Origin of the sequence: Burkholderia sp. THE68 (assembly GCF_009938265.1) — a bacterium.
Classification (GTDB): Bacteria; Pseudomonadota; Gammaproteobacteria; order Burkholderiales; family Burkholderiaceae; genus Caballeronia.
Genome location: NZ_AP022319.1, coordinates 219,893 through 240,072, shown reverse-complemented (window position 1 = coordinate 240,072; position 20,180 = coordinate 219,893). Strand labels below are relative to the sequence as shown.

The following is a 20,180-nucleotide window of genomic DNA, read 5'->3' as shown; positions in this document are numbered from 1 at the left end:
GTTATCGCAGCGCGTCTTCGACCAGTTCGATCCAGTGACGCACGCCCGTTCGTCCCGCTCCCGCGAGATGCGTCTGACAGCCGATGTTCGCGGTGACGATCATCTCGGGTGCGCCGCTTTCGAGCGCGTCCATCTTGCGGTCGCGCAGTTGCGTCGATAACGCGGGTTGCGTGATCGAATACGTTCCCGCCGATCCGCAGCACAGGTGGGCATCGGGCACGGCGGTGAGGTCGTAGCCCAGACGCGTGAGGATCGATTCCACCGCGCCGCCGAGCTTCTGCGCATGCTGCAACGTGCAGGGACAATGAAACGCGATACGGCGGCGCTCGCCTGCGTGGAGCGCATCGAGCGGTTCGGCTCCGAGCACTTCCACGAGATCGCGCGTCAGCGCGCTCACGCGCGCGGCCTTTGCCGCATAGTGCGGATCGTCGCGCAGCAAGTGCCCGTATTCCTTCACGAACGCGCCGCAGCCGCTCGCGGTCTGCACGAGCGCTTCTGCGCCCGCTTCGATCGCGGGCCACCATGCATCGATATTGCGGCGCGCACGCATCAAGCCAGCTTCCTGCGCGTCGAGGTGGTAGTCGGTCGCGCCGCAACAGCCTGCGCGCGGCGCATCGATGACGCTGATGCCGAGACGATCGAGCACGCGCGCGGCTGCGGCATTGGTGTTGGGCGACAGCGAAGGCTGCACGCATCCTTCGAGCATCAGCACGCGGCGTGCGTGTCTCGCCGGCGGCCGGGACTTGGCCGCGACGGTCTTAGCCGGAATCTTCTGGCGCAGCGCATGAGGCATTAACGGACGCGCGAGACGGCCCGCCTTCAGGAGCGTGTCGAACACGGCAGGGCGCGGTATCACATGACGCAGACCGTGGCGCAACATGCGCTCGCGTGCGGGACGCCGCACGCGGCGATCCAGTTCCGCGCGGCCGATATCGAGCAGCGCGTGATACGTGACGCCCGAAGGACACGTCGTTTCGCAATTGCGGCAGGTCAGACAGCGGTCCAGATGCAACTGCGTCTTGTCGGTGACGGGCTCGCCTTCGAGCATCTGCTTGATGAGATAGATGCGCCCGCGCGGGCCGTCGAGTTCGTTGCCCAGCAACTGATAGGTCGGGCACGTTGCATTGCAGAAGCCGCAATGCACGCACGAACGCAGGATGTCTTCGGCTTCCTTCGCGCGCGCGAGCGTTTTGGCTTCGTCGCTGAGATTCGTTTGCATGGGGTGCCTGTCGAGGAAAGCGTCAGTAGTCCGCGTACATGCGGCCGGGATTGAATATGCCGCGCGGGTCGAGACGTTGCTTCAGTTGCCGGTGAAAGCGCATGAGCGGCGCGGCGAGCGGATGAAACGGATCGGCTGCGGCAGTCGGCGTGAAGCACGTGGCGTGGCCACCCGCCGCGCTCGCGATGCCGCGAATGACGTCGGCGTTCGCATCGCTCTTGAGCCAGCGCTGCGCGCCGCCCCAGTCGAGCACGACTGTGCCGGGCGTGTCGATGAGCGCCGTATCGTTCGGCAGGGACAGACGCCACAACGGACGCTCGTCGCTGAAGAAGGGCAGACGCTGTTCGCGCAGATCGGACCAGAACTGTGCATCCTGATGTTGTCCGCCGATGCGGTCCACCGCCGCGCGCACCGAGCCCGTGCCGCCTTCGAGACGCACATGCAGGCGCCCATCGACATGGCATGCGCCCGTCACCGGCAATGCCGCCTTGCGCCATGTCGCAAGCTCGCGCATCGCTTCGCTCGCTTCGAGCGCGAGCGAAAGGTGCTCCGTTTCGCGCGGCCTGGGCAGTACCTTCAACGAGACTTCGGTGATGAGCCCGAGACAGCCGAAACTGCCGCTCATCAAGCGCGATACATCGTATCCGGCGACGTTCTTCATCACTTGGCCGCCGAAACGCAGATGCTTGCCTTCGCCCGTGACGATGCGGCATCCGAGCAGAAAATCGCGGACCGATCCGGCCCACGGTCGGCGCGGTCCCGACAGTCCCGCCGCAACGACGCCGCCGAGCGTCGCACTTTCGCCGAACGTCGGCGGCTCGCATGGCAGCATCTGTCCGGCTTCGTCGAGCATCGCGTTCAGTTCCGCGAGCGGCGTGCCCGCGCGCGCGGTGATGACGAGCTCGCTCGGCTCGTAGCTCACGATGCCGCGATGCGAGCGCGTGTCGATCTCGTCGGCTTGCACGGGCCTGCCGAGCGACGCCTTGCTGTCGCCGCCGCGTATGCGCAGCGGCGCCTTGCGCGCGATCGCGTTTTGCACTTGGTCGACGAGTCGCGCGCTGTCGTCGATGGAAATGAGGTCGCGTCGCATCAGAAGCGCTCCAGTTCGGGGTGAGGCAGCGCGCCATGATGCACATGCATCGAGCCGAATTCAGCGCAGCGATGCAGCGTCGGCACGTTCTTGCCGGGGTTCAGCAGCCCGGAAGGATCGAATGCGGCCTTCACGGCATGAAAGAACGTGAGCTCGTCACTGTTGAACTGCGCGCACATCTGGTTGATCTTTTCCCGGCCGACGCCATGCTCGCCCGTGATGCTGCCGCCCACTTCCACGCACAACTCGAGAATGCGCGCGCCGATGGCTTCGGCGCGGTCCATCTCGCCGGGCGCATTGGCATCGAAGAGAATGAGGGGATGCATGTTGCCGTCGCCCGCATGAAACACGTTGGCGACGCGCAGTCCGTATTGCACCGACAGATCCGCGATGCCGCGCAGCACGCGCGACAGTTCGCGGCGCGGAATCGTGCCGTCCATGCAGTAATAATCGGGCGACACGCGGCCCACGGCGGGGAAGGCGTTCTTGCGGCCCGCCCAGAAGCGCTGACGTTCGGCTTCGTTGGCGGCGAGGCGAATCTCGGTCGCGCCCGCCGTGCGCAACAATGCATCGACGCGTGCGCAATCTTCCTCGACATCCGATTCCGCGCCATCGACTTCGCAGAGCAGCAGCGCTTGTGCATCGACGGGATAGCCCGCGTGAATGAAGTCCTCGGCGGCGCGGATCGCGAGGTTGTCCATCATTTCGAGGCCGCCGGGAATCACGCCTGCCGCGATGATCTGCGCAACGGCATCGCCGGCTTTCTCGATGTCGTCGAAGCTCGCGAGCAGTACCTTCGCGCTTTGCGGCTTCGTCAGGAGCTTGACGGTGACTTCGACCACTACGCCCAGCATGCCTTCCGATCCGGTGATGAGCGCAAGCAGATCGAAGCCGGGCGCGTCGAGCGCTTCGGAGCCGAGCGTGAGATGTTCACCGTCGATCGTGACGATCTCCACGCGAAGGATGTTGTGGACCGTAAGCCCGTACTTGAGGCAGTGCACGCCGCCCGCGTTTTCCGCGACATTGCCGCCGATCGAGCACGCAATCTGCGATGACGGATCGGGCGCGTAATAAAGGCCGTGCGGCGCGGCCGCCTGCGAGATCGCGAGATTGCGCACGCCCGGCTGCACGCGCGCGGTGCAGGCTTGCGCGTCGACATCGAGTATGCGGTTGAAGCGCGACATCACCAGAAGGATGCCCTTTTCGAGCGGCAACGCGCCGCCTGAAAGACCCGTGCCCGCGCCGCGCGCGACCACCGGCACGCCATGAGCATTCGCGTATTTGAGCAGCGTCTGCACTTCGTCGATGGTTGCGGGCAGCGCCACGAGCATCGGCGTGATGCGATAGGCGGAAAGGCCGTCGCATTCGAAGGGGCGCAGGTCTTCCTTCGCATGCAGCAGTTCGAGATCGGGAAGGAGGGCGTGCAGGTCGCGCACGATCGCGGCTTTGTCGTGATCGGCGAGTGGCCCGTCGAGCCGTTCGTCGTAGGCGTAGGTCATGCGGTGTCTCCGTGGCCACGTGTGTTTTTTTGCGATTCTTCCGGGTCTGCGCCGCCATGTCGATTGTTTTTCAACTGGTATTACCAGTTTCTTGGATCGATGGACCGGGCTTTAATCGACTGAAGCGCAACCGCTATTGCATTTTGCCGAGGCACGTTGACCATCGTCGTGCTAGCATTTCAAGCTGGTAATACCAGTGATGGGCGCAATGATGGAAGCGGAAGAAAGCAGACGAAAACTCGCGGACGTGGTCGTCGAGCGTATTGAGGCGCTGATCGTCGACGGCGTGCTGAAGGTCGGACAGACGCTTCCGTCCGAGCGGCGGCTGACTGAAAAGCTCGGCGTCTCGCGCACCGCGCTGCGCGAAGGGCTGAAGGTCTTGCGGGCGAGGGGACTGATCGAAACCGCGCAAGGCAAGGGTTCGATCGTCGCGAGACTGACGGCCGAGCCTGCGCAGACGCCGATGATGCATCTGCTCGGATCGCAACCGCGCACGCTCTACGATCTGCTGGAAGTGCGCGAGATGCTGGAAGCGGAGGCGGCGCGTCTTGCCGCGCTGCGCGGCACGCAAGCCGATCACATCATGATCCGGCGTCGCTATGAAGAACTCGCCGCCGCCGATATCCACGACACCGACGCATCGACGCATGCGCGGCTCGATCACGCGTTTCATCTGGCGATCTGCGAGGCGTCGCACAATGCGGTGCTGGTGCATACGCTCGCCATGCTCAACGATCTGATGCTGAGCGCCGTGTTCGCATCGGTGAACAATCTCTATCATCGCGAGCCGCAGAAGCGTCTGATCGATCGTCAGCACGCGCGGTTGTACAACGCCGTGACCGGCAAACTGCCGGAGCAGGCGCGTCGCGCGGCGGGCCAGCATGTCAAGAGCGTGCGCGAGAATCTTGCGGAAATCGAGAAGGAAGAAGAGCGGCTCGTGCGGTCGACGTTGCGGCTGGAAGGGTGGGGTTGAGGCTGATGACTCAGCTACCCGGCTCGCGATGATCGATGCCGACAAGCCGCGCGCCGAGCCGCCTCGCGAGCGCTTCGCCACCCTGCTGCATGACGTAGTCGTGGTTCCATTTGAACAGCGGGCGCGCGATGGGTGCGGGCAGATTCATCCATTCAGGGCCGGTGCGTACGCGCCATTCGTATCGCACGATAGCGATATCGCCCTGCGATGAAAATCGCCAGCATCCGAAGCCCTCGACATCTCCGCTCGCTTCGCCTTCGAGCGATACGAGCGGCTCGACGCGCGTGACGCGCATGTCGAAGCGCACGCGATACGGCAGACGACCTTTCCACGTATATCGATGCAACGCGCCGACGCCATCGTCCGCGCCGCTTTCCACTTCGGTCACGCGTTCGACACACGTCCACCATTGCGGCCACGTCGCCGGATCGTGGATGGTGTCCCACACGCATTGAAGCGGCGCTGCGATTCTCCAGACCGTAACGAATCGATATTCGCTCGCGCGCACGATGGCCTCATTTTCCCTTCGAATTCTGCGCGATGGCTTCGTCGGTTTCCCAGCCGCCGCCGAGCGCGCGGAAAAGGTTCACCTGATCGATCGCGACCTGACTTTCGGCCGCCGCCACCTGCGCCGCGACGCCCGTCAACGTACGCGTCGCGTCGAGATCATTGAGAAAGGACTCGCGGCCCGCGCGATACAACCGATTGGTTTCATCCGCCGACTGAATCGCGGACTTGTAGGCGGTGCGCAACGCATCGGCGCGCGTGGTATCGGATGCATAGGTCGCGAGGCTGCTCTGCGTTTCCTCCAGCGCCTTCAGCACGACGCCGTCGAAACGCGCGAGCGCGCCGCTCGTCGCCGCTTCGGCCTGATGCACGCGGGCGCGCTGACCGTTGATCGGAAAGCTCCAGCTGATGAGCGGCCCGAACGCCCAGCGGTTCGTGTTCGCGCTGAACAGATCCTCCGCGATACCGACCGACCCCGCCGATGCGCCGAGGCTCACCGACGGATACAGCGCCGCCGTGGCGACGCCGATGCGCGCGGTCGATGACGCAAGCTGACGCTCAGCCTGACGCACATCGGGGCGGCGCTTGAGCAACGCGGCGCCATCGCCGACGGGAATCGGCGCGCGCAGTTTCGGCAGCTTCTTGCAGGCGAGGGCGGCTTTCGGCAAGTCGGACGGGGCGCGCGCGAGCAGCATCGCGAGCCGATATTGCGCGACGCGGCGGCGCGCGACGAAGCGCGGAATATCGGCGGCGAGCGTGTCGGCTTGCGTCTGTCCGCGCGTGACTTCCGACTGATTGCCGCGGCCCGCATCGCGCAGACGTCGCGTGAGTAGCACCCGCTGCTTCTGCAAGTCGAGCGACTTGCGCGCGATCTCCAGTTCTTCCGCCGCCGAGCACGATTCGACATACGCGCGCACGACATCCGCGACCACCGTGACGCGCGCGAGATCCTGCGCGGCTTCGACGGCTTCATCGTCGGCGTTCGCCGCTTCGACACCGCGCTTGAGCTTGCCGAACAGATCGATTTCATAGGATATCGAAAGATCGAGCACGCCTTCATTGACGACTGGAAGCTTCTCCGTCAGCAGATATTGCTCCGCCGATTCCTGCGCGCGCTGAAACGCTGCCGATGTCTTGCCGGAGAAACCGCCTTGCTGATTCGCGAATTCGACTTCGGCGCGCGAGCGTGCGAGATTCGCGGCGGCCACGCGCAGATCGCTATTCGACGCGAGCGCCTGAGTGACGAGCTGGTCGACGACGGGATCGTCATAGAGACGCCACCATTTCGCAGGCACCGCGCCCTGCGTCACGGGCGCCTGATCGGCGCCGTCGATGGCCGCGTTCGCATAGGGCGCGTTGCGCGCGGCGTTCCCGGGCAGCGTGTAGTCCGGTCCGACGGTCGTGCAGCCGATGAGCGCGATGGCCGACGAAACGGCAATGGCGATAGCTTTCATTGCGATGCGCCCGACACGCTTGAAGTCGGTGCAGGCGCGGATGCCGGAGACGTCTCCGACGCCGCGCGCTTGCCGATCTTCGGCCCGATGCCGCGCACCGACACCGTCGCCGTGCGGCCCGCGATCATGCGAAAGTCCGCCGGAATCTCATCGAGCGTCACGCGCACCGGAATGCGCTGCGCGAGACGCACCCAGCTGAACGCGGGATTCACGTTCGGCAGCAGACTCGGGCTTTGCTGGCGATCGCGATCCTCGATTGCCGCGACGATGCTCTGCACGTGTCCACGCAGAATGCCCGGCTCGCCCATCACCTTGATATCGACCGGCTGACCGATATCGATGCCGCCCAGCTTCGTTTCCTCGAAATACCCATCGACGCGGAACGAATGCATGTCGACGACCGAAAGCACCGCGCGCCCGGCTGACACGAATTCGCCGACACGCGGAGCGCGATCGTTCAGATAGCCGTCGACGGGACTGACGATCTCCGTGCGTTGCAGATTCAGACGCGCGGTATCGATCGCGACGTCGGCATCGGCGAGCGCGGCGGTTGCCTGTTCGACGCGTGAATGCGTTTCCTCGACGACTTCACGCGCGACGAGATTGCCGAGCGCGCGATTGCGCGCATCTTCGCGGCGCGCTTGATCGAGCGTCGCGCGGCGTTGCTGCGCGCTCGCCTGCGCGTTGCGCAATGCCAGCGCATAGCGCGCCTGATCGATCACGAAGAGCACATCGCCTTTCTTGACCTGCTGATTGTCGACGACTTTCACCTCGGTGATGAGGCCGGACACGTCGGGTGCGACCTGGATCACGTCGGCGCGCACGTGACCATCGCGCGTCCACGGCGCGAACATGTAGTAATCGACGAGCTTCCACAACACGACGCACGCAATCGCGACGACGATGAGCGTAAGCAGAATCCGCCCAATAGAGAACCAGGTATTTTTCACGAGATGAGCCGCTGCGAAACGATGACGACAACACCCAGCACCAGAACATAAATGCCGAGATCGAAAATGGAACGGTGCCACACGAGGCGATAGAAGCCGACGCGCGCGAGCACGGTGCGGATCGCCAGATTCACGAGATAGGCGATGAACATCAGCACGAGCACGGCGGGCACGAACACGCCGAGAATGTCGATTTCGCCGATCATGTAGGGCTTTCCGGTGAAAGAGGCGTGGCGGGCGGATGCAGCGACAGGCGCATGCCGACCAGCGCGTGCAAGGTATCGCGCAACCATTTCTCCGCGACGACATCCTGTGCGTTCGTGATGGCGCGCGACGTGACCTGCGCGCTTGCCGTATCGATGTTGTGGATGAGTTCAGCCGGCACCGGCTGACGCGCGCGCCGCGCGATGCACAGTTCGAAGTAATGGCGCAGTGCATCGAGCACGATGTCGACGGAGCTCTGCAATTCGACCGGCAGCTTGCGGCGCGTGCGGCGCAGATCGAGCGCATTGAGCGCGACGCGGAAATCGCGGAAGCTCTCGATCGACGGATGGCGATGCGAGTCCGTCGAGGCGTGACGCGGCAGAAGTTGCATCAGTCTGTCGAGCATGCGCGCATAGAGATTGCGCTGATCCTCGATCACTTCCGCAGACGACGCGCTCAACACGATATCCGCCCAGGCTGAACGCGTGAGCCGCGCGGCGGCGAGTTCCGCGCCGAACGGACGCGTCATGCGCGTCCAGATGAACGCGAACAGCAGGCCCGCGACGCCCGCGAGATTGCTGTTGATGAACACGAAGAAGTTCGCTTCATAGGCGCTTTGAATGCTGATGAAGGTCGCGGTGTTCACCGCCGTGAGCATGGTCACGAGCGTGAAGCGCGGCCTTGGAATCAGCGTGCCGATGATCAGGAACGGCACCGAGAAAATCAGCACGAGCATCGGAAAGTCGTGTACGTGCGGCAGGACCGCGAATACGTAGAGTCCGGCGAACACGACGCTCATGCAGGTTGCGAGAAAGAACGTGAACACTTGCGGCGCGGGTTCGTCGAGCGCGGCGAAGAAGCAGCACGCGACGGCGGCGAGCGTCACGGCGCCGGCGCCATCGTTCCAGCCCGATTCGATCCATAGCCCGCACGCGACGATGATCGCGCTCACCGCGACGCCCGTCGAAAAGAGCATCATGCCGCGATCGAAAAAGCGCGCCGTGCCGCCGAGACGCCAGTGGCGGAAATGCGGCCGCCATTCGCTGGTTTCGTTGAGAATCGCGGCGCGCAACGCGCGAATGTCCTGCCATACGTCGATGACCTGGCCGAGACGCCACAGCGCATTCGACAGCAGCGCGCCGTCCGCGCTCGCGAGCGCTTCGACGGATGGACGCATCGCATGGATGCGTTCGCGCAGCGCATCCGGCGCGCGGTCGTTCTCGATGTCCTGCACGGCGCGCGGCACGGGCGAGCCGACCCACGCGGCCACCTCCTTGAGCAGCGTTTCGAGCCCTTCCGGATGCGTGCCGTGCTTGTCGACGAGTTCGATGAGCGGATCGGCCATCGACGAAATCAGCGGCAGAAAGATCTGCATGCGGCCTTGCAACGCGCGCGCCCGGCGGATGATGTCGGGGCGCGTGTGATCGTAGGTCAACTGGCTCAGCAGCAGTTCGAGCCCGTTGACGGTCGCCGCGAGCCGCTGGCGCGCCGCCGAGATCGATGCGCCCGCGACATGGCCGGAGAGCGTCTCGCACGCGTAGAACGCGGCGTCGCGAAACCATGCGTCCGTTCGTTCGATGAGCGTCGGCGCGAGACGGCTCGGAAACACCGCGCTGCCGACGACGCTCGCCACCACGATGCCGAGCACAATCTCTTCGGTGCGCGTGATGGCGAGATCGAAGACGGTCGTCGGATTGGTGACGGCGGGCAGGGCGATCAGCGGCAGCGTGTAGCCCGCGAGCAGAAAGACATAGCTGCGCGCGCTGCGGTCGAACATCGAGAGATAGAGCAGCGTGCCCGTCCACAACGCGACGATCACGCTGAAGAGAAACGGCGACTCGACGAACGGCGGCACGATCAGCACCGCCCCCGCCGCGCCGATCATCGTGCCGAGCGCGCGATAGAGCGCCTTCGAGCGCGTCGCGCCGACGAACGGATTCGAGACGATATAGACCGTCGCCATCGCCCAATAGGGACGCGGCAATTCGAGCGCGAGGCCGATATACAGCGCGATCATCGCGGCGGCGAAGGTCTTCGCGGAAAAGAGCCACTCGCGCGCGGATGGAAAGGCCATGGCGCTAGGCTCCGCGCTTTGCGGCGGAGCGGGCCGGCTTCGCGGGTTCGTCGACCGCTTCGAGCGCGGCGAGCAACTTCGCGTCGGGCGACGCGCCGAACGCGTTGAGCACGCGCAGCGTCGTTTCGAGATCCTCGCGGCTCACGCCTTTCAGGAGCCGAGCACGCAGCGTGACGAGGCGCGCTTCCATGCGCGCGGTGACGGCGCGGCCTTCATCGGTGAGCGTGATGGTATTCGCGCGCTTGTCTTCCGGATCTTCGTCGCGGCGCACCAGCCCCGCCGCGCAGAGTTGATCGAGCAGGCGCACGAGCGACGGCCCTTCGATGCCGACATGCTCCGCGAGCGTCACCTGGCGCACCGCCTCGCCGAGCCGGTTGGCCGTGAGCAGCGGCACGGCGCACGCTTCCGACACACCGTACGAAGCGAGCACGCCGTGACTCGTGCGGCGCCAGCGTCGCGCGGCCAGCACGAGCGTGCTGCTCACGGAGCGGCGCAGAATGTCGAGATGGGTCATGCGGCGGGATTATAGCGAGAAGTCGATTCGTTAGCATCCTATCGACTTATGTTTTTTCTTTCAGAACGTGTACGGCGATACGGCCGCCGGGCACGCAAATTGTCGTGCTATCTTTTCGGCTCGACCATCCCGAGCGCGCCACCATGCCGATCGCCTATCTGCGGGGCCTGACCTCGCCCAGCCGCACCGACTCCGCGAACCGGCGCCTGGGTTGCGCGCTGGCCTTCGTTGCCGGCGCTGCGAATGCGGGCGGCTTTCTGGCTGTCGGACAATACACGTCGCACATGTCGGGGCTCGTGTCTTCGATCGCCGATAACCTCGTGCTCGGGCAGGCCGCGTTCGTCTTTTCCGCGATCGGCGCAGTGGGCGCATTTCTCGGCGGCGCGGCCACGTCGGCGGTGCTCATCAACTGGGGACGACAGCGGCGCGCGCACAGTGTATTCGCCACGCCGCTGCTGCTCGAAGCCGCGCTTCTGCTCGTGTTCGGCGTGCTCGGCGCGAATCTGGAAACGCATCGCGTGTGGGACGTGCCGTTGACCGTCGCGCTGCTGTGCTTCGTGATGGGCCTGCAAAACGCGATGATCACGAAGATCTCGAAGGCCGAGATCCGCACGACGCACGTGACGGGTCTCGTCACGGATATCGGCATCGAAATCGGCAAGAGCCTGTACTGGAACCGTGGCGTCGCACGCGATGACGCCGGCTATGTGCGTGCCAATCACGCGCGTCTCGCGCTGCTGAGCGCGCTTTTCGCAATGTTCATGCTCGGCGGCTTCGCGGGCGCGATCGGCTTCGCGCATCTGGGCTTTGCAACGACCGTGCCGCTTGCCGCGCTGCTGTTGCTGTTCTCGTCCGTGCCGCTCGCGGACGATCTTGCGGCGGGCCGGCGTCGCGCGCGCCGCTGATCTCACGGCGATTGCGCGGCCTCAGCGACGATCCAGTCGCGAAACAGTTGCATGCCCGGCGAGAGCCGCCGCGACTTGAGCCACGTGAGCCAGTAGCTGCCGGTTTTCACTTCGATATCGAACGGGCGCACGAGCAGGCCCGCCTGCAATTCGCGCACGAACATGCGCGGCGGCGCGAGCGCGACGCCCGCGCCTTGCACCGCGGCTTCCACCATCAGGCGCGATGAATCGAACACCGGGCCGCTCATCGTCCACGCTTCGAGGCCGGCGGCGTCGAACCAGTCGGTCCAGTCGTCGGCGCGATAGGAGCGCAGCAGCACTTCGTTCGCGAGATCGGCTGGCTTGCTCAGGCGGCGCGCGATATCGGGCGCGCAGAGTGCCGCGAGCGGCGCATCGAGCAGGAGCGCGTTGTGCGTCGCGGGCCAGATGCCCGTGCCGAAGCGGATCGCGAAATCGAGCCCTTCCGAGGCCGGATCGACGAGATTGTTATGCGTGAGCAGCCGCAATTCGACGAACGGATGCGTCTCACGAAACGCTTTCAGCCGTGGCATCAGCCAGCCGACCGCGAACGTACCGACGACGCCGACAGTCAGCACCTCATGAAAATGCCCGCCTTCGAATTGCTTGAGCACGGCTTCGATGCGGCCGAACGCGTCGCTCAGCACGGGCAGCAGGGCGCGGCCTTCATCGGTGACGTGCAGGCCGCGCGGCAGGCGCCTGAAGAGCGGCGTGCCGAGCCGTTCTTCGAGTGCGCGCACCTGCTGGCTGACGGCCGCCTGCGTGACGTTCAGTTCCTGCGCGGCGCGCGTGAAACTCAGGTGCCGCGCGGATGCTTCGAACGCGCGCAGCGCATTCAGGGGAAGATGAGGGCGCATGGCTCGCATAAGATTTTCTATTGCCTGCGGCAAATTATCCTCGATTGTCGAAGCGCGAAAAAGAGCGGATATTTCGCTTCGTTCCAATCATGCAACCCAGAAAGAAGGATCAAGACGATGAAGTTTCGTGCGCTGAGTCTGTTGGCGACAGCCATTTTTTCTTTTGGCGCGATATCGCGCGCCGCGTATGCCGGTGACGCGGACGCAATCCAGTCGACCGTCGATGAGACCATCAAGCCCTTGATGGCGCTGCACGGCATCACGGGCATGGCGGTGGGCGTCGTCGTGCAGGGCAAGCCATACGTGTTCGACTACGGTCTGGCGTCGAAAGCGACGAAGCAACCCGTGACGCGCGATACGCTCTTCGAACTCGGCTCGATCAGCAAGACGTTCACCGCGACGCTTGCGTCCTATGCGCAGATCGAGGGCGATCTCTCATTGAGCGATCCGGTGAGCAGGCATCTGCCGTCGCTCGCGGGAAGCGAGTTCGGCAAGGTGACGCTGCTGAATCTCGGCACGCATACGCCGGGCGGGCTGCCGCTGCAAGTGCCCGACCAGGTTCACGACAATGATCAGTTGATGCAGTACTTCCGCACGTGGCGTCCGGCTCAGCCGCCCGGCACGATCCGCACGTATGCGAATCCCGGCATCGGCACGCTCGGGCTGATCACCGCGAAGAGCATGCGGCAGGACTTCGATGCGCTGATGCAAACGCGCCTCTTTCCCGCGCTCGGTCTGAAGCACAGTTATATCGACGTGCCCGCTTCGAAGCAGCGCGACTATGCGCAAGGCTATGCAAAAGATGACGCGCCGATCCGCATGAAGGGCGGCGTGCTGTCCTCGGAGGCGTACGGCGTGAGATCGACCGCCGCCGACATGACGCGCTTCCTGCAGATCAACATGAACATGGTGCGTATCGATCCGGCGTTCCAGCGCGCCGTCGACGCCACGCACACGGGCTATTTCCAGGCCGGTGCGATGACGCAGGACCTCATCTGGGAGCAGTATCCGTATCCGGTCGCGTTGCAGGCGCTGCTCGACGGAAACTCGGCGTCGATGATCATGAACGCCACGCCCGTCACCCGCATCGAGCCGCCGCAAGCGCCGCGCGACAATGTGTGGATCAACAAGACCGGCTCGACCAATGGGTTCGGCGCGTATATCGCGTTCGTGCCGAAGGAGCGCGTGGGCATCGTGATGCTGGCGAACCGGAACATCCCCAATGAAGAGCGCGTGAAGGCCGCGTACGCAATCATCACATCGCTCGTCCAGAACCAGTAAAGCAATGTGCGTCCGCACATCGAAATAGATCGATGCACATGCATCCGGCTCGTTCATCGGGCCGTATGTCATGTTGGAGACGCCGCACCCTCATGCCTTTCACTCAGGTCCTTCGATCCGGCCTCCGCTTGCTTGACGCCAGCGTGAGCGCATCGTCGGACCGTATCTTCGGCCTTTCGTCCGCGCCTTTTCATATCGTTCGGAATGTTTTCGGAGAAAGGTCATGTCGAATGCCAAACCTCTCATTGAGACGCTGGATCGTCGTGTCGAGCGGCGCGAGCGTCGCCGTCAGTTTTTCAGGAACGCCGGAGGCCTGGGGTTGGGGCTGGTCGGCGGCACATTGATCAGCGCTTGCGGCGGCGGCTCCGGCGATAACGCGAACGCGAATTCGAGCGCGCCCACGGACGCGGAGATCCTCAACTTCGCGCTCAATCTCGAATACCTCGAATCGCAGTTCTACTCGTTCGCAACGACCGGTGCGGGGCTGGCCGCGAGCATGACAGGCGGCGTCGGAACGATGGGCACGGTAACCGGCGGACAGCAAGTGCCGTTTCAGGACCCGGTGGTGAAGGCCTATGCGAACGAGATCGCGAAGGACGAACTCGAGCACGTGACGTTCCTGCGCTCGGCCCTCGGCGGTTCGGCGGTCGCGCAGCCTGCGATCGATATCGGCGGGACCGATCCGAACGGCGCGTTCTCGATGGCCGCGCGCGCGGCGGGCCTCGTGGGCGCGGGCGTCGCGTTCAATCCTTATCAGGACGACAATAACTTTCTGCTCGGCGCGTTCATCTTCGAGGACGTCGGCGTGACAGCATACAAGGGCGCGGCGCCGCTCATCAGCAACAAGACCTATCTCGAAGCGGCCGCGGGCATTCTCGCCGCCGAGGCTTATCACGCGGGTCTCGTACGCACCGTGCTCTATGCAAAGGGTATCCAGATGGGCAGCCTCGTCACGGCCGCCAATGCGATATCGAAAGCGCGCGGCAGTCTCGATCACGTCGGCACCGACGATCAGGGCATCACAGGCGCGACGCCGGGCTCGTCCAACATCGTCCCGCTCGACGACAACGGCCTCGCGTTCAGCCGCAACTATGCCAACGTGCTCAATATCGTGTATCTGACGAGCGCGTCGACGACCAAGGGCGGCTTCTTCCCGAATGGCGTCAACGGCACCTTGCACATGAGCGCATAGCGACGCTTCGTGATTCGCAAGGGCCCGTGACATACTTCGCCATTGGCCCTTGCATGTCACACGAATGCGTATCGATCCCTACAGTCTCGAGCTCTTCATCTCGGTCGTCGAGGAAGGATCGATCGCGCGCGCCGCGAGCCGCAGTCACATCGCGCCTTCCGCGTTGAGCAGACGCATCGCGGATCTCGAAGCGGCCATCGGCGTCGCGCTGCTGATCCGCTCGCCGTCGGGCGTGCAACTGACCGAAGCGGGCCAGCACGCGTATTCCAGCGCGCGTTCCATCCACGGCCAGCTCGAAGGCATGGCGCGCGAAATCCAGTCGATGAGCGGTCAGATCGCGGGCGTCGTGCGTCTGCATGCGAACGCATCGGCGATCGTCGGCTTCCTGCCGGAGCGGCTCACGCGGTTCAAGGCGTGCTATCCGCTCGTCGAGATCGCGCTGACCGAGCAGATCAGCGATGAAGTCATCCGCGCCTGTCTCGACGATCGCGCGGACGTCGGCATATCGGCGAGCGCGAAGACGCCCGCGGGCCTGGACGCGTGGCACTTCGCCAGCGATCCGCTGATGGTCGTCCTGCCGCACGCGCACGAACTCGCGCAGGCCGACGCGCTGAGTTTCGCCGAAGTCACGCGCTTTGCGCTCGTCGCGTTGCAGGCGGGCGGCTCGCTCGATCAGATCTTGAAGGAGCACGCCGACGCCGCGCGCCTGCCGCTCAACGTGGCGGTCACCGTCAACAGCTTCGATGCGCAGTGCCGCATGGTCGAGGCGGGGCTCGGCATCGGCATCGTGCCGACGAGCGCGGCGTCCGCGTTCGCGGGCTCGCGCAACTTCGCGCGCGTGCCGTTGCGCGAGCCGTGGGGCGGCGGCCGTTGCCTGCGCGTGCATGCGCCGCGCAAGTCGTCGCGACTGAAGGCGGTGCAGGCGCTGATCGATATCCTCATCGACGGCAAGGGTTAATACGGACATCGCATCTCGCGATGCCCCCAGTGACGAACGAACACTTCGTGCATACGCGCATGTGCGTCTAGATTGGCATCGAAGGAGAATGCGATGGCCAATCTGGATGTGAGCGGACGAGTCCTGTTTCTGTGCACGGACCCGGCAAACGTCGAGCGCCAGCTCGCGGGCGAGGACCTGACGCCCGATGAAGCAGGCGCGCTGCGCGACGATGTTTCCACCGACGAAATCACGCCCATCAGCGTGCTCACGCGTTTCGACGAACGTCTCGGCCAGTGTCCGTATGTGGGTTTTCATGCGGGCGGGCGCAATCCGGTGGGCATCGATGCGGTGCGCGCGGGCCGCTTTCAGGTGACGGTCGCGGGCAATCGATATGGCAAGGGATCGTCGCGCGAGCATAGCCCGCTCGCGGAATATCACGCGGGCATTCGCCTCGTGATCGCGCGCAGCTTCGAGCGGATCTATCGGCAGAACGCGGACAACCTCGGGCTTTTCACGTCGACGGATTTCGGCCTGATCGAGCGAATCCGGCGCGGCGAGACAATCGATATCGACGAACTCGTAGCCGGTCGCGATCCGCTCGCCGCCGCGATCCTCAAGAGCGGCGGGCTGCTGCGCTACGGAAAGTCGCATATGCAACGAGTCGGCGCTGGCGCGACATCGCGCGATGACACGCCGCGCACGCTCGTCGAAAAGATTCTCGCGCGCCATGCGTTGATCACCGATGCCACGAACGCCTCGCTTGAGCCGGGCAACGGCATCTTCGTGCGCGCGGACTGGCGCTTCATCCACGAGTACTACACCGGCATGGCGGCGCACATGTTGCATGCGGCGTTCGGGCGTCCGCTGACGCTGCGCGAACCGCGCAGCATGCTTGCGTTCGAGGATCATCTTTCGTATTCGCATCGCAGCGAACTGCATATCAGGAATGGCTTGCTGCCGAATGTGCGTGAACTGTCGGAAGCCCATCGCGCCTTTGCGCATGACTACGACGTGCGCAATCACGGCTATCTGAGCGAGACGAAAAGCGATGTCGACGAAGGCTCGGAAGGCATTTCGCACGCGATGATGGCTGAGCGCTACGCATTGCCGGGGCAGGTCGTCGTCGGTACGGATTCGCATACGCCGCATAGCGGCGCGCTCGGGTGCGTCGCGTTCGGCGTCGGCACGACGGACATGGCCAATGCGTTCGTCACGGGCGCGGTGCGGATGACCGTGCCGCAATCGTTGCGTATCGATCTGAACGGCCCGATTCCCTCGGGCGTGACGGCGAAGGACATCGTGCTCCACTTGCTCGCGGATTCGCGCATCCGCGCGGGCGCTGGCGTCGGCAAGGTGTTCGAATTCGCAGGCACGGCGATCGCGAGCCTGTCGACCGACGAGCGCACGACGCTCACCAACATGACCGCCGAACTCGGTGGCTTCACCGGCATCGTCGCGCCCGACGATGAAACCGTGCGCTTCCTGAAGGAGCGGCGCGGCATCGACTTCACGATCGAGCCGTGGATGCGCAGCGACGCAGGCGCGCGCTACGCCGATGTGATCGAAATCGATTGCGCGCGTCTCTCGCCGATGCTCGCCGCGCCCGGCGATCCCGGCAACGGCGTCGCGCTTGCGGCGCTCGATCAAAGGCCGCGCATCGATATCGCCTATGGCGGTTCATGCACGGCGGGCAAGCGCGAGGACTTCGATCACTATCACGACGTGCTTGCGTGGGCTGCCGCGCGCGGCCTGCGCGTGCCGGATCACGTGAAGCTCTATCTGCAATTCGGCACGCAGGACGTGCGCGACTATTGCATCGAGAAAGGCTATGTCGATGCGTTCGAGCGCGTCGGCGCGATTCTGCTTCAGCCATCGTGCGGCGCGTGCGCGAATTGCGGGCCGGGTACATCGACCGATGCGCAGCAGGTCACGATCAGCGCGATCAATCGAAATTTTCCGGGCCGCTCGGGTCCGGGCAAAGTGTGGCTCGCAAGCCCGCCGACCGTCGCGGCGAGCGCGCTCGCTGGCAGCATCGCGTCGTTCGCGGAATTGCAGCACCGGTTCACGAAGTAAGCACGATCGAGCCGCCACCGATGCGGCATCAAAGATACTTACAGGAGACAGCAATGGCCATCATGCAGGGCACTTCGCGTCTGCACGACGCCCCCGGCGTCGCGTTAACGGATGCGCCCGCGCTCGCGGACACCGCGGGCATTTCGGCGCGCCTCGACCGGCTTCCCGCGACGCGCGCGGTGTGGAAGCTCGTCTTTCTGTTGAGTCTCGGCTTCTTCTTCGAACTCTACGATCTGCTCTTCACGGGTTACATCGCGCCGGGCCTCGTGAAGAGCGGCATTCTCACCGCAACGACCGCGGGCCTGTTCGGCACGACGGGCGTCGCGAGCTTCATCGCCGCATTGTTTTGCGGGCTGTTCATCGGCACGATCGCGTGCGGCTTTCTCGCCGACCGCTATGGACGTCGCGCGATCTTCACGTATTCGCTGCTGTGGTACGTCGCGGCGAATACCGTGATGGCGTTTCAGGACACGGCGCTCTGGCTCAACTTCTGGCGTTTCGTTTCGGGCTTGGGCATCGGCGTGGAGCTGGTGACCATCGGCACGTATATGTCGGAGCTCGCGCCCAAGCATCTGCGCGGCAGAGCCTTCGCCGTGTGCCAGGCGATCGGCTTTTCCGCCGTGCCCGTGGTCGCGTTTCTCTCGTATCTGCTGGTGCCGCGCGCGCCGTTCGGCTTCGACGGCTGGCGCTGGGTCGCGATGGCGGGCGGCGTGAGCGCGCTCTTCGTCTGGTATTTCCGGCGCAATCTTCCCGAAAGCCCGCGCTGGCTTGCGAGCAAGGGCCGTGTCGAGGAAGCCGATGAAGTCCTGCGCCGCCTCGAAGACAAGGTCGCGTTGCAGTATGGCAGACCGCTGCCCGCGCCGGGACCGTCCGACCCGATTGCCAGAAAGGCCGGTTTCGCCGACATGTGGAAGCCGCCGTATCGCACGCGCACGGTGATGCTCATCATCTTCCATATCTTTCAGACGGTGGGGTTCTACGGATTCGCGAACTGGGTGCCGACGCTGCTCGTCAGGCAGGGCGTGACGGTGACTTCGAGCCTGCTTTATACGACCGTGATCGGGCTCGCCGCGCCGCTCGGTCCGTTGCTTGGTTACTGGATCGCGGACCGTTTCGAACGCAAGCATGTGATCGTGTTCATGGCGGGCGTGAATATCGTTGCGGGCTTGTTGTTCAGCCAGGCTTCGGCGGCGGTGATGATCGTCGCGCTCGGCGTGATGCTTACGCTTGCGGGCAACATCATTTCGTTCACGTATCACACGTATCAGCAGGAGCTTTATCCGACGATGATCCGCGCTCGTGCCGTTGGCTTCGTGTATTCGTGGAGCCGGCTGTCGGCGGTGTTCAGTTCGTTCGTGATCGCGTTCGTGTTGAAAGAGGCGGGCGTGACGGGTGTATTCGGGTTTATCGCGGGCGCGATGTTGCTCGTGATGCTGTCCATCGGGTTGATGGGGCCGCGCACGCTCGGGAAGTCGCTCGAAAGCATTTCTCACTGAGCGCGTGATTCACGCGTGCTAACCCCCGCACGCGTGAATCAGAAACTGCTGCACGGCGGTCGACGGCGTGCTCAACGTCGCACCCTTGCGCCAGATCATGCCGGCTTCCATATGAGGAATGGCGTCGTTCACGGGTCGCGCCTCGATGCGCTTGCCTTCTAGCGACCACGGCCGAAACACCATATCCGACAGCACCGTGACGCCAAAACCGTGCGCCACGAGTCCACGGAGCGCTTCCATCGAACTCGTTCGAAACGCGATATTCGGCTCGATGCGCTTCTTGTGCCAATAACGCATCGTCGACTGCTCGCCTTCATCGACGGTAATGAGGATATAAGGATGCGCGGCGATATCCTTCAACGACACCGCCTGCTGCCGTGCCAGCGGATGCGACGGCGCCACCCACAACTGCCGGCGCGAGCGCATCAGCACCTGACTGTCGAAGCGGTTCGGCCGCTGCAGATTCGATAGCAGCACCACGCCGATATCGACATCGCCATTCGCGACCGCGTCTTCGATCTGCGGCCGCTCCATGTCGCGCAGATCGAAATCGATGTACGGATACGTCGCACGAAAGCGCGCCAGCAATTCCGGCAAAAAATACCCGAGCACCGTATAGGACGCCGCGATGCGCGCGACCCCGCGCATGTCGTGCGCGCGAAACGGCGTCTTGTGCAGCGCGTCGCGGGCGGCGTCGAGAACGCGGCGCGCATGGTTATGGAAATCCTGGCCATCGGGCGTCAGTGCGACACCTTGCGGCAGACGCTCGAACAGCTTCGTATCGAGCGCGCTTTCGAGGGCCAGAACTGCGTTCGTAATCGCCGATTGCGACACATGCTCGTTGGCCGCCGCCATCGAGAACTGGCCGGTTTGCGCGGCGGCCACGAAATAGCGCAATTGTCGGAGCGTGAGATCGAAGGCCATCTGATTTTCG

Annotated in this window: 18 protein-coding genes; 7 read left to right on the top strand and 11 right to left on the bottom strand. The window is 64.4% G+C overall.

Translation table 11 applies throughout. The annotated features are described in order from the left end of the window. Position 1: 1 nt before the first annotated feature. Genes glcF through glcD form a run of 3 tightly spaced genes read right to left on the bottom strand, consistent with a single transcriptional unit; the run spans position 2 to position 3,808 of the window. A complete protein-coding gene (gene glcF / locus BTHE68_RS29860; RefSeq protein WP_162069911.1) occupies positions 2-1,219 on the bottom strand; it encodes a glycolate oxidase subunit GlcF in 1,218 nt (405 codons plus the stop codon). 22 nt (positions 1,220-1,241) lie between these two features. After that, on the bottom strand, positions 1,242-2,309 hold the full coding sequence (gene glcE, locus BTHE68_RS29855; protein ID WP_162069910.1) for a glycolate oxidase subunit GlcE: 1,068 nt from the start codon (positions 2,307-2,309) through the stop codon (positions 1,242-1,244). After that, complete coding sequence (gene glcD, locus BTHE68_RS29850) at positions 2,309-3,808, bottom strand: glycolate oxidase subunit GlcD (protein WP_162069909.1); 1,500 nt, start codon at positions 3,806-3,808, stop codon at positions 2,309-2,311. The genes glcE and glcD overlap by 1 nt, the downstream gene beginning before the upstream one ends. 199 nt (positions 3,809-4,007) lie before the next feature. On the opposite strand from glcD, the gene glcC reads away from it, so the two are divergent. Then, entirely contained in the window at positions 4,008-4,781 is a 774-nt protein-coding gene (gene glcC / locus BTHE68_RS29845) for a transcriptional regulator GlcC (RefSeq protein WP_232078331.1), read from the top strand. Positions 4,782-4,791: 10 nt separating this feature from the next. Here glcC and BTHE68_RS29840 read toward each other — a convergent pair whose 3' ends face one another. From BTHE68_RS29840 to BTHE68_RS29815, 6 genes are read right to left on the bottom strand one after another with little or no spacing between them, the layout of a single operon-like run. Continuing rightward, positions 4,792-5,289: an SRPBCC family protein gene (locus BTHE68_RS29840; protein ID WP_162069908.1), complete on the bottom strand. Its 498-nt coding sequence runs from the start codon at positions 5,287-5,289 to the stop codon at positions 4,792-4,794. A 7-nt stretch (positions 5,290-5,296) separates the two neighbouring features. After that, positions 5,297-6,742 carry an efflux transporter outer membrane subunit gene (locus BTHE68_RS29835; RefSeq protein WP_162069907.1) on the bottom strand — a complete coding sequence of 482 codons (1,446 nt, stop codon included), beginning with the start codon at positions 6,740-6,742 and terminating at the stop codon, positions 5,297-5,299. Beyond that, positions 6,739-7,692 carry an efflux RND transporter periplasmic adaptor subunit gene (locus tag BTHE68_RS29830; protein WP_162069906.1) on the bottom strand — a complete coding sequence of 318 codons (954 nt, stop codon included), beginning with the start codon at positions 7,690-7,692 and terminating at the stop codon, positions 6,739-6,741. The genes BTHE68_RS29835 and BTHE68_RS29830 overlap by 4 nt, the downstream gene beginning before the upstream one ends. Continuing rightward, the gene (locus BTHE68_RS29825) at positions 7,689-7,898 is read right to left on the bottom strand and encodes a DUF1656 domain-containing protein (protein WP_162069905.1); all 210 of its coding nucleotides are present in this window, start codon (positions 7,896-7,898) and stop codon (positions 7,689-7,691) included. Before BTHE68_RS29825 ends, BTHE68_RS29830 begins: the two co-directional genes overlap by 4 nt. Continuing rightward, positions 7,895-9,970, bottom strand: a complete 2,076-nt coding sequence (locus BTHE68_RS29820; protein ID WP_162069904.1) for an FUSC family protein — start codon at positions 9,968-9,970, stop codon at positions 7,895-7,897. Before BTHE68_RS29820 ends, BTHE68_RS29825 begins: the two co-directional genes overlap by 4 nt. A 4-nt stretch (positions 9,971-9,974) precedes the next feature. Beyond that, positions 9,975-10,484 carry a MarR family winged helix-turn-helix transcriptional regulator gene (locus tag BTHE68_RS29815; protein WP_162069903.1) on the bottom strand — a complete coding sequence of 170 codons (510 nt, stop codon included), beginning with the start codon at positions 10,482-10,484 and terminating at the stop codon, positions 9,975-9,977. Positions 10,485-10,627: 143 nt separating this feature from the next. On the opposite strand from BTHE68_RS29815, the gene BTHE68_RS29810 reads away from it, so the two are divergent. Next, positions 10,628-11,389, top strand: a complete 762-nt coding sequence (locus BTHE68_RS29810) for a YoaK family protein (protein WP_162070911.1) — start codon at positions 10,628-10,630, stop codon at positions 11,387-11,389. Between the two features lie 2 nt (positions 11,390-11,391). Here BTHE68_RS29810 and BTHE68_RS29805 read toward each other — a convergent pair whose 3' ends face one another. After that, positions 11,392-12,273, bottom strand: coding sequence for a LysR family transcriptional regulator (locus tag BTHE68_RS29805; RefSeq protein WP_162069902.1), 882 nt, complete (start codon positions 12,271-12,273; stop codon positions 11,392-11,394). Positions 12,274-12,381: 108 nt separating this feature from the next. On the opposite strand from BTHE68_RS29805, the gene ampC reads away from it, so the two are divergent. From ampC to BTHE68_RS29780, 5 genes are all read left to right on the top strand, one after another. Continuing rightward, entirely contained in the window at positions 12,382-13,545 is a 1,164-nt protein-coding gene (gene ampC, locus BTHE68_RS29800; protein WP_162069901.1) for a class C beta-lactamase, read from the top strand. A 223-nt stretch (positions 13,546-13,768) separates the two neighbouring features. Continuing rightward, positions 13,769-14,737 carry a ferritin-like domain-containing protein gene (locus BTHE68_RS29795; protein ID WP_061179878.1) on the top strand — a complete coding sequence of 323 codons (969 nt, stop codon included), beginning with the start codon at positions 13,769-13,771 and terminating at the stop codon, positions 14,735-14,737. Positions 14,738-14,801: 64 nt separating this feature from the next. Beyond that, positions 14,802-15,695 carry a LysR family transcriptional regulator gene (locus BTHE68_RS29790; protein WP_162069900.1) on the top strand — a complete coding sequence of 298 codons (894 nt, stop codon included), beginning with the start codon at positions 14,802-14,804 and terminating at the stop codon, positions 15,693-15,695. Between the two features lie 93 nt (positions 15,696-15,788). Then, entirely contained in the window at positions 15,789-17,750 is a 1,962-nt protein-coding gene (locus BTHE68_RS29785) for an aconitase family protein (protein WP_162069899.1), read from the top strand. 53 nt (positions 17,751-17,803) lie between these two features. Next, complete coding sequence (locus tag BTHE68_RS29780) at positions 17,804-19,246, top strand: MFS transporter (RefSeq protein ID WP_162069898.1); 1,443 nt, start codon at positions 17,804-17,806, stop codon at positions 19,244-19,246. A gap of 18 nt (positions 19,247-19,264) precedes the next feature. Here BTHE68_RS29780 and BTHE68_RS29775 read toward each other — a convergent pair whose 3' ends face one another. Further along, entirely contained in the window at positions 19,265-20,170 is a 906-nt protein-coding gene (locus BTHE68_RS29775; RefSeq protein WP_162069897.1) for a LysR family transcriptional regulator, read from the bottom strand. Between the last annotated feature and the right edge of the window lie 10 nt (positions 20,171-20,180).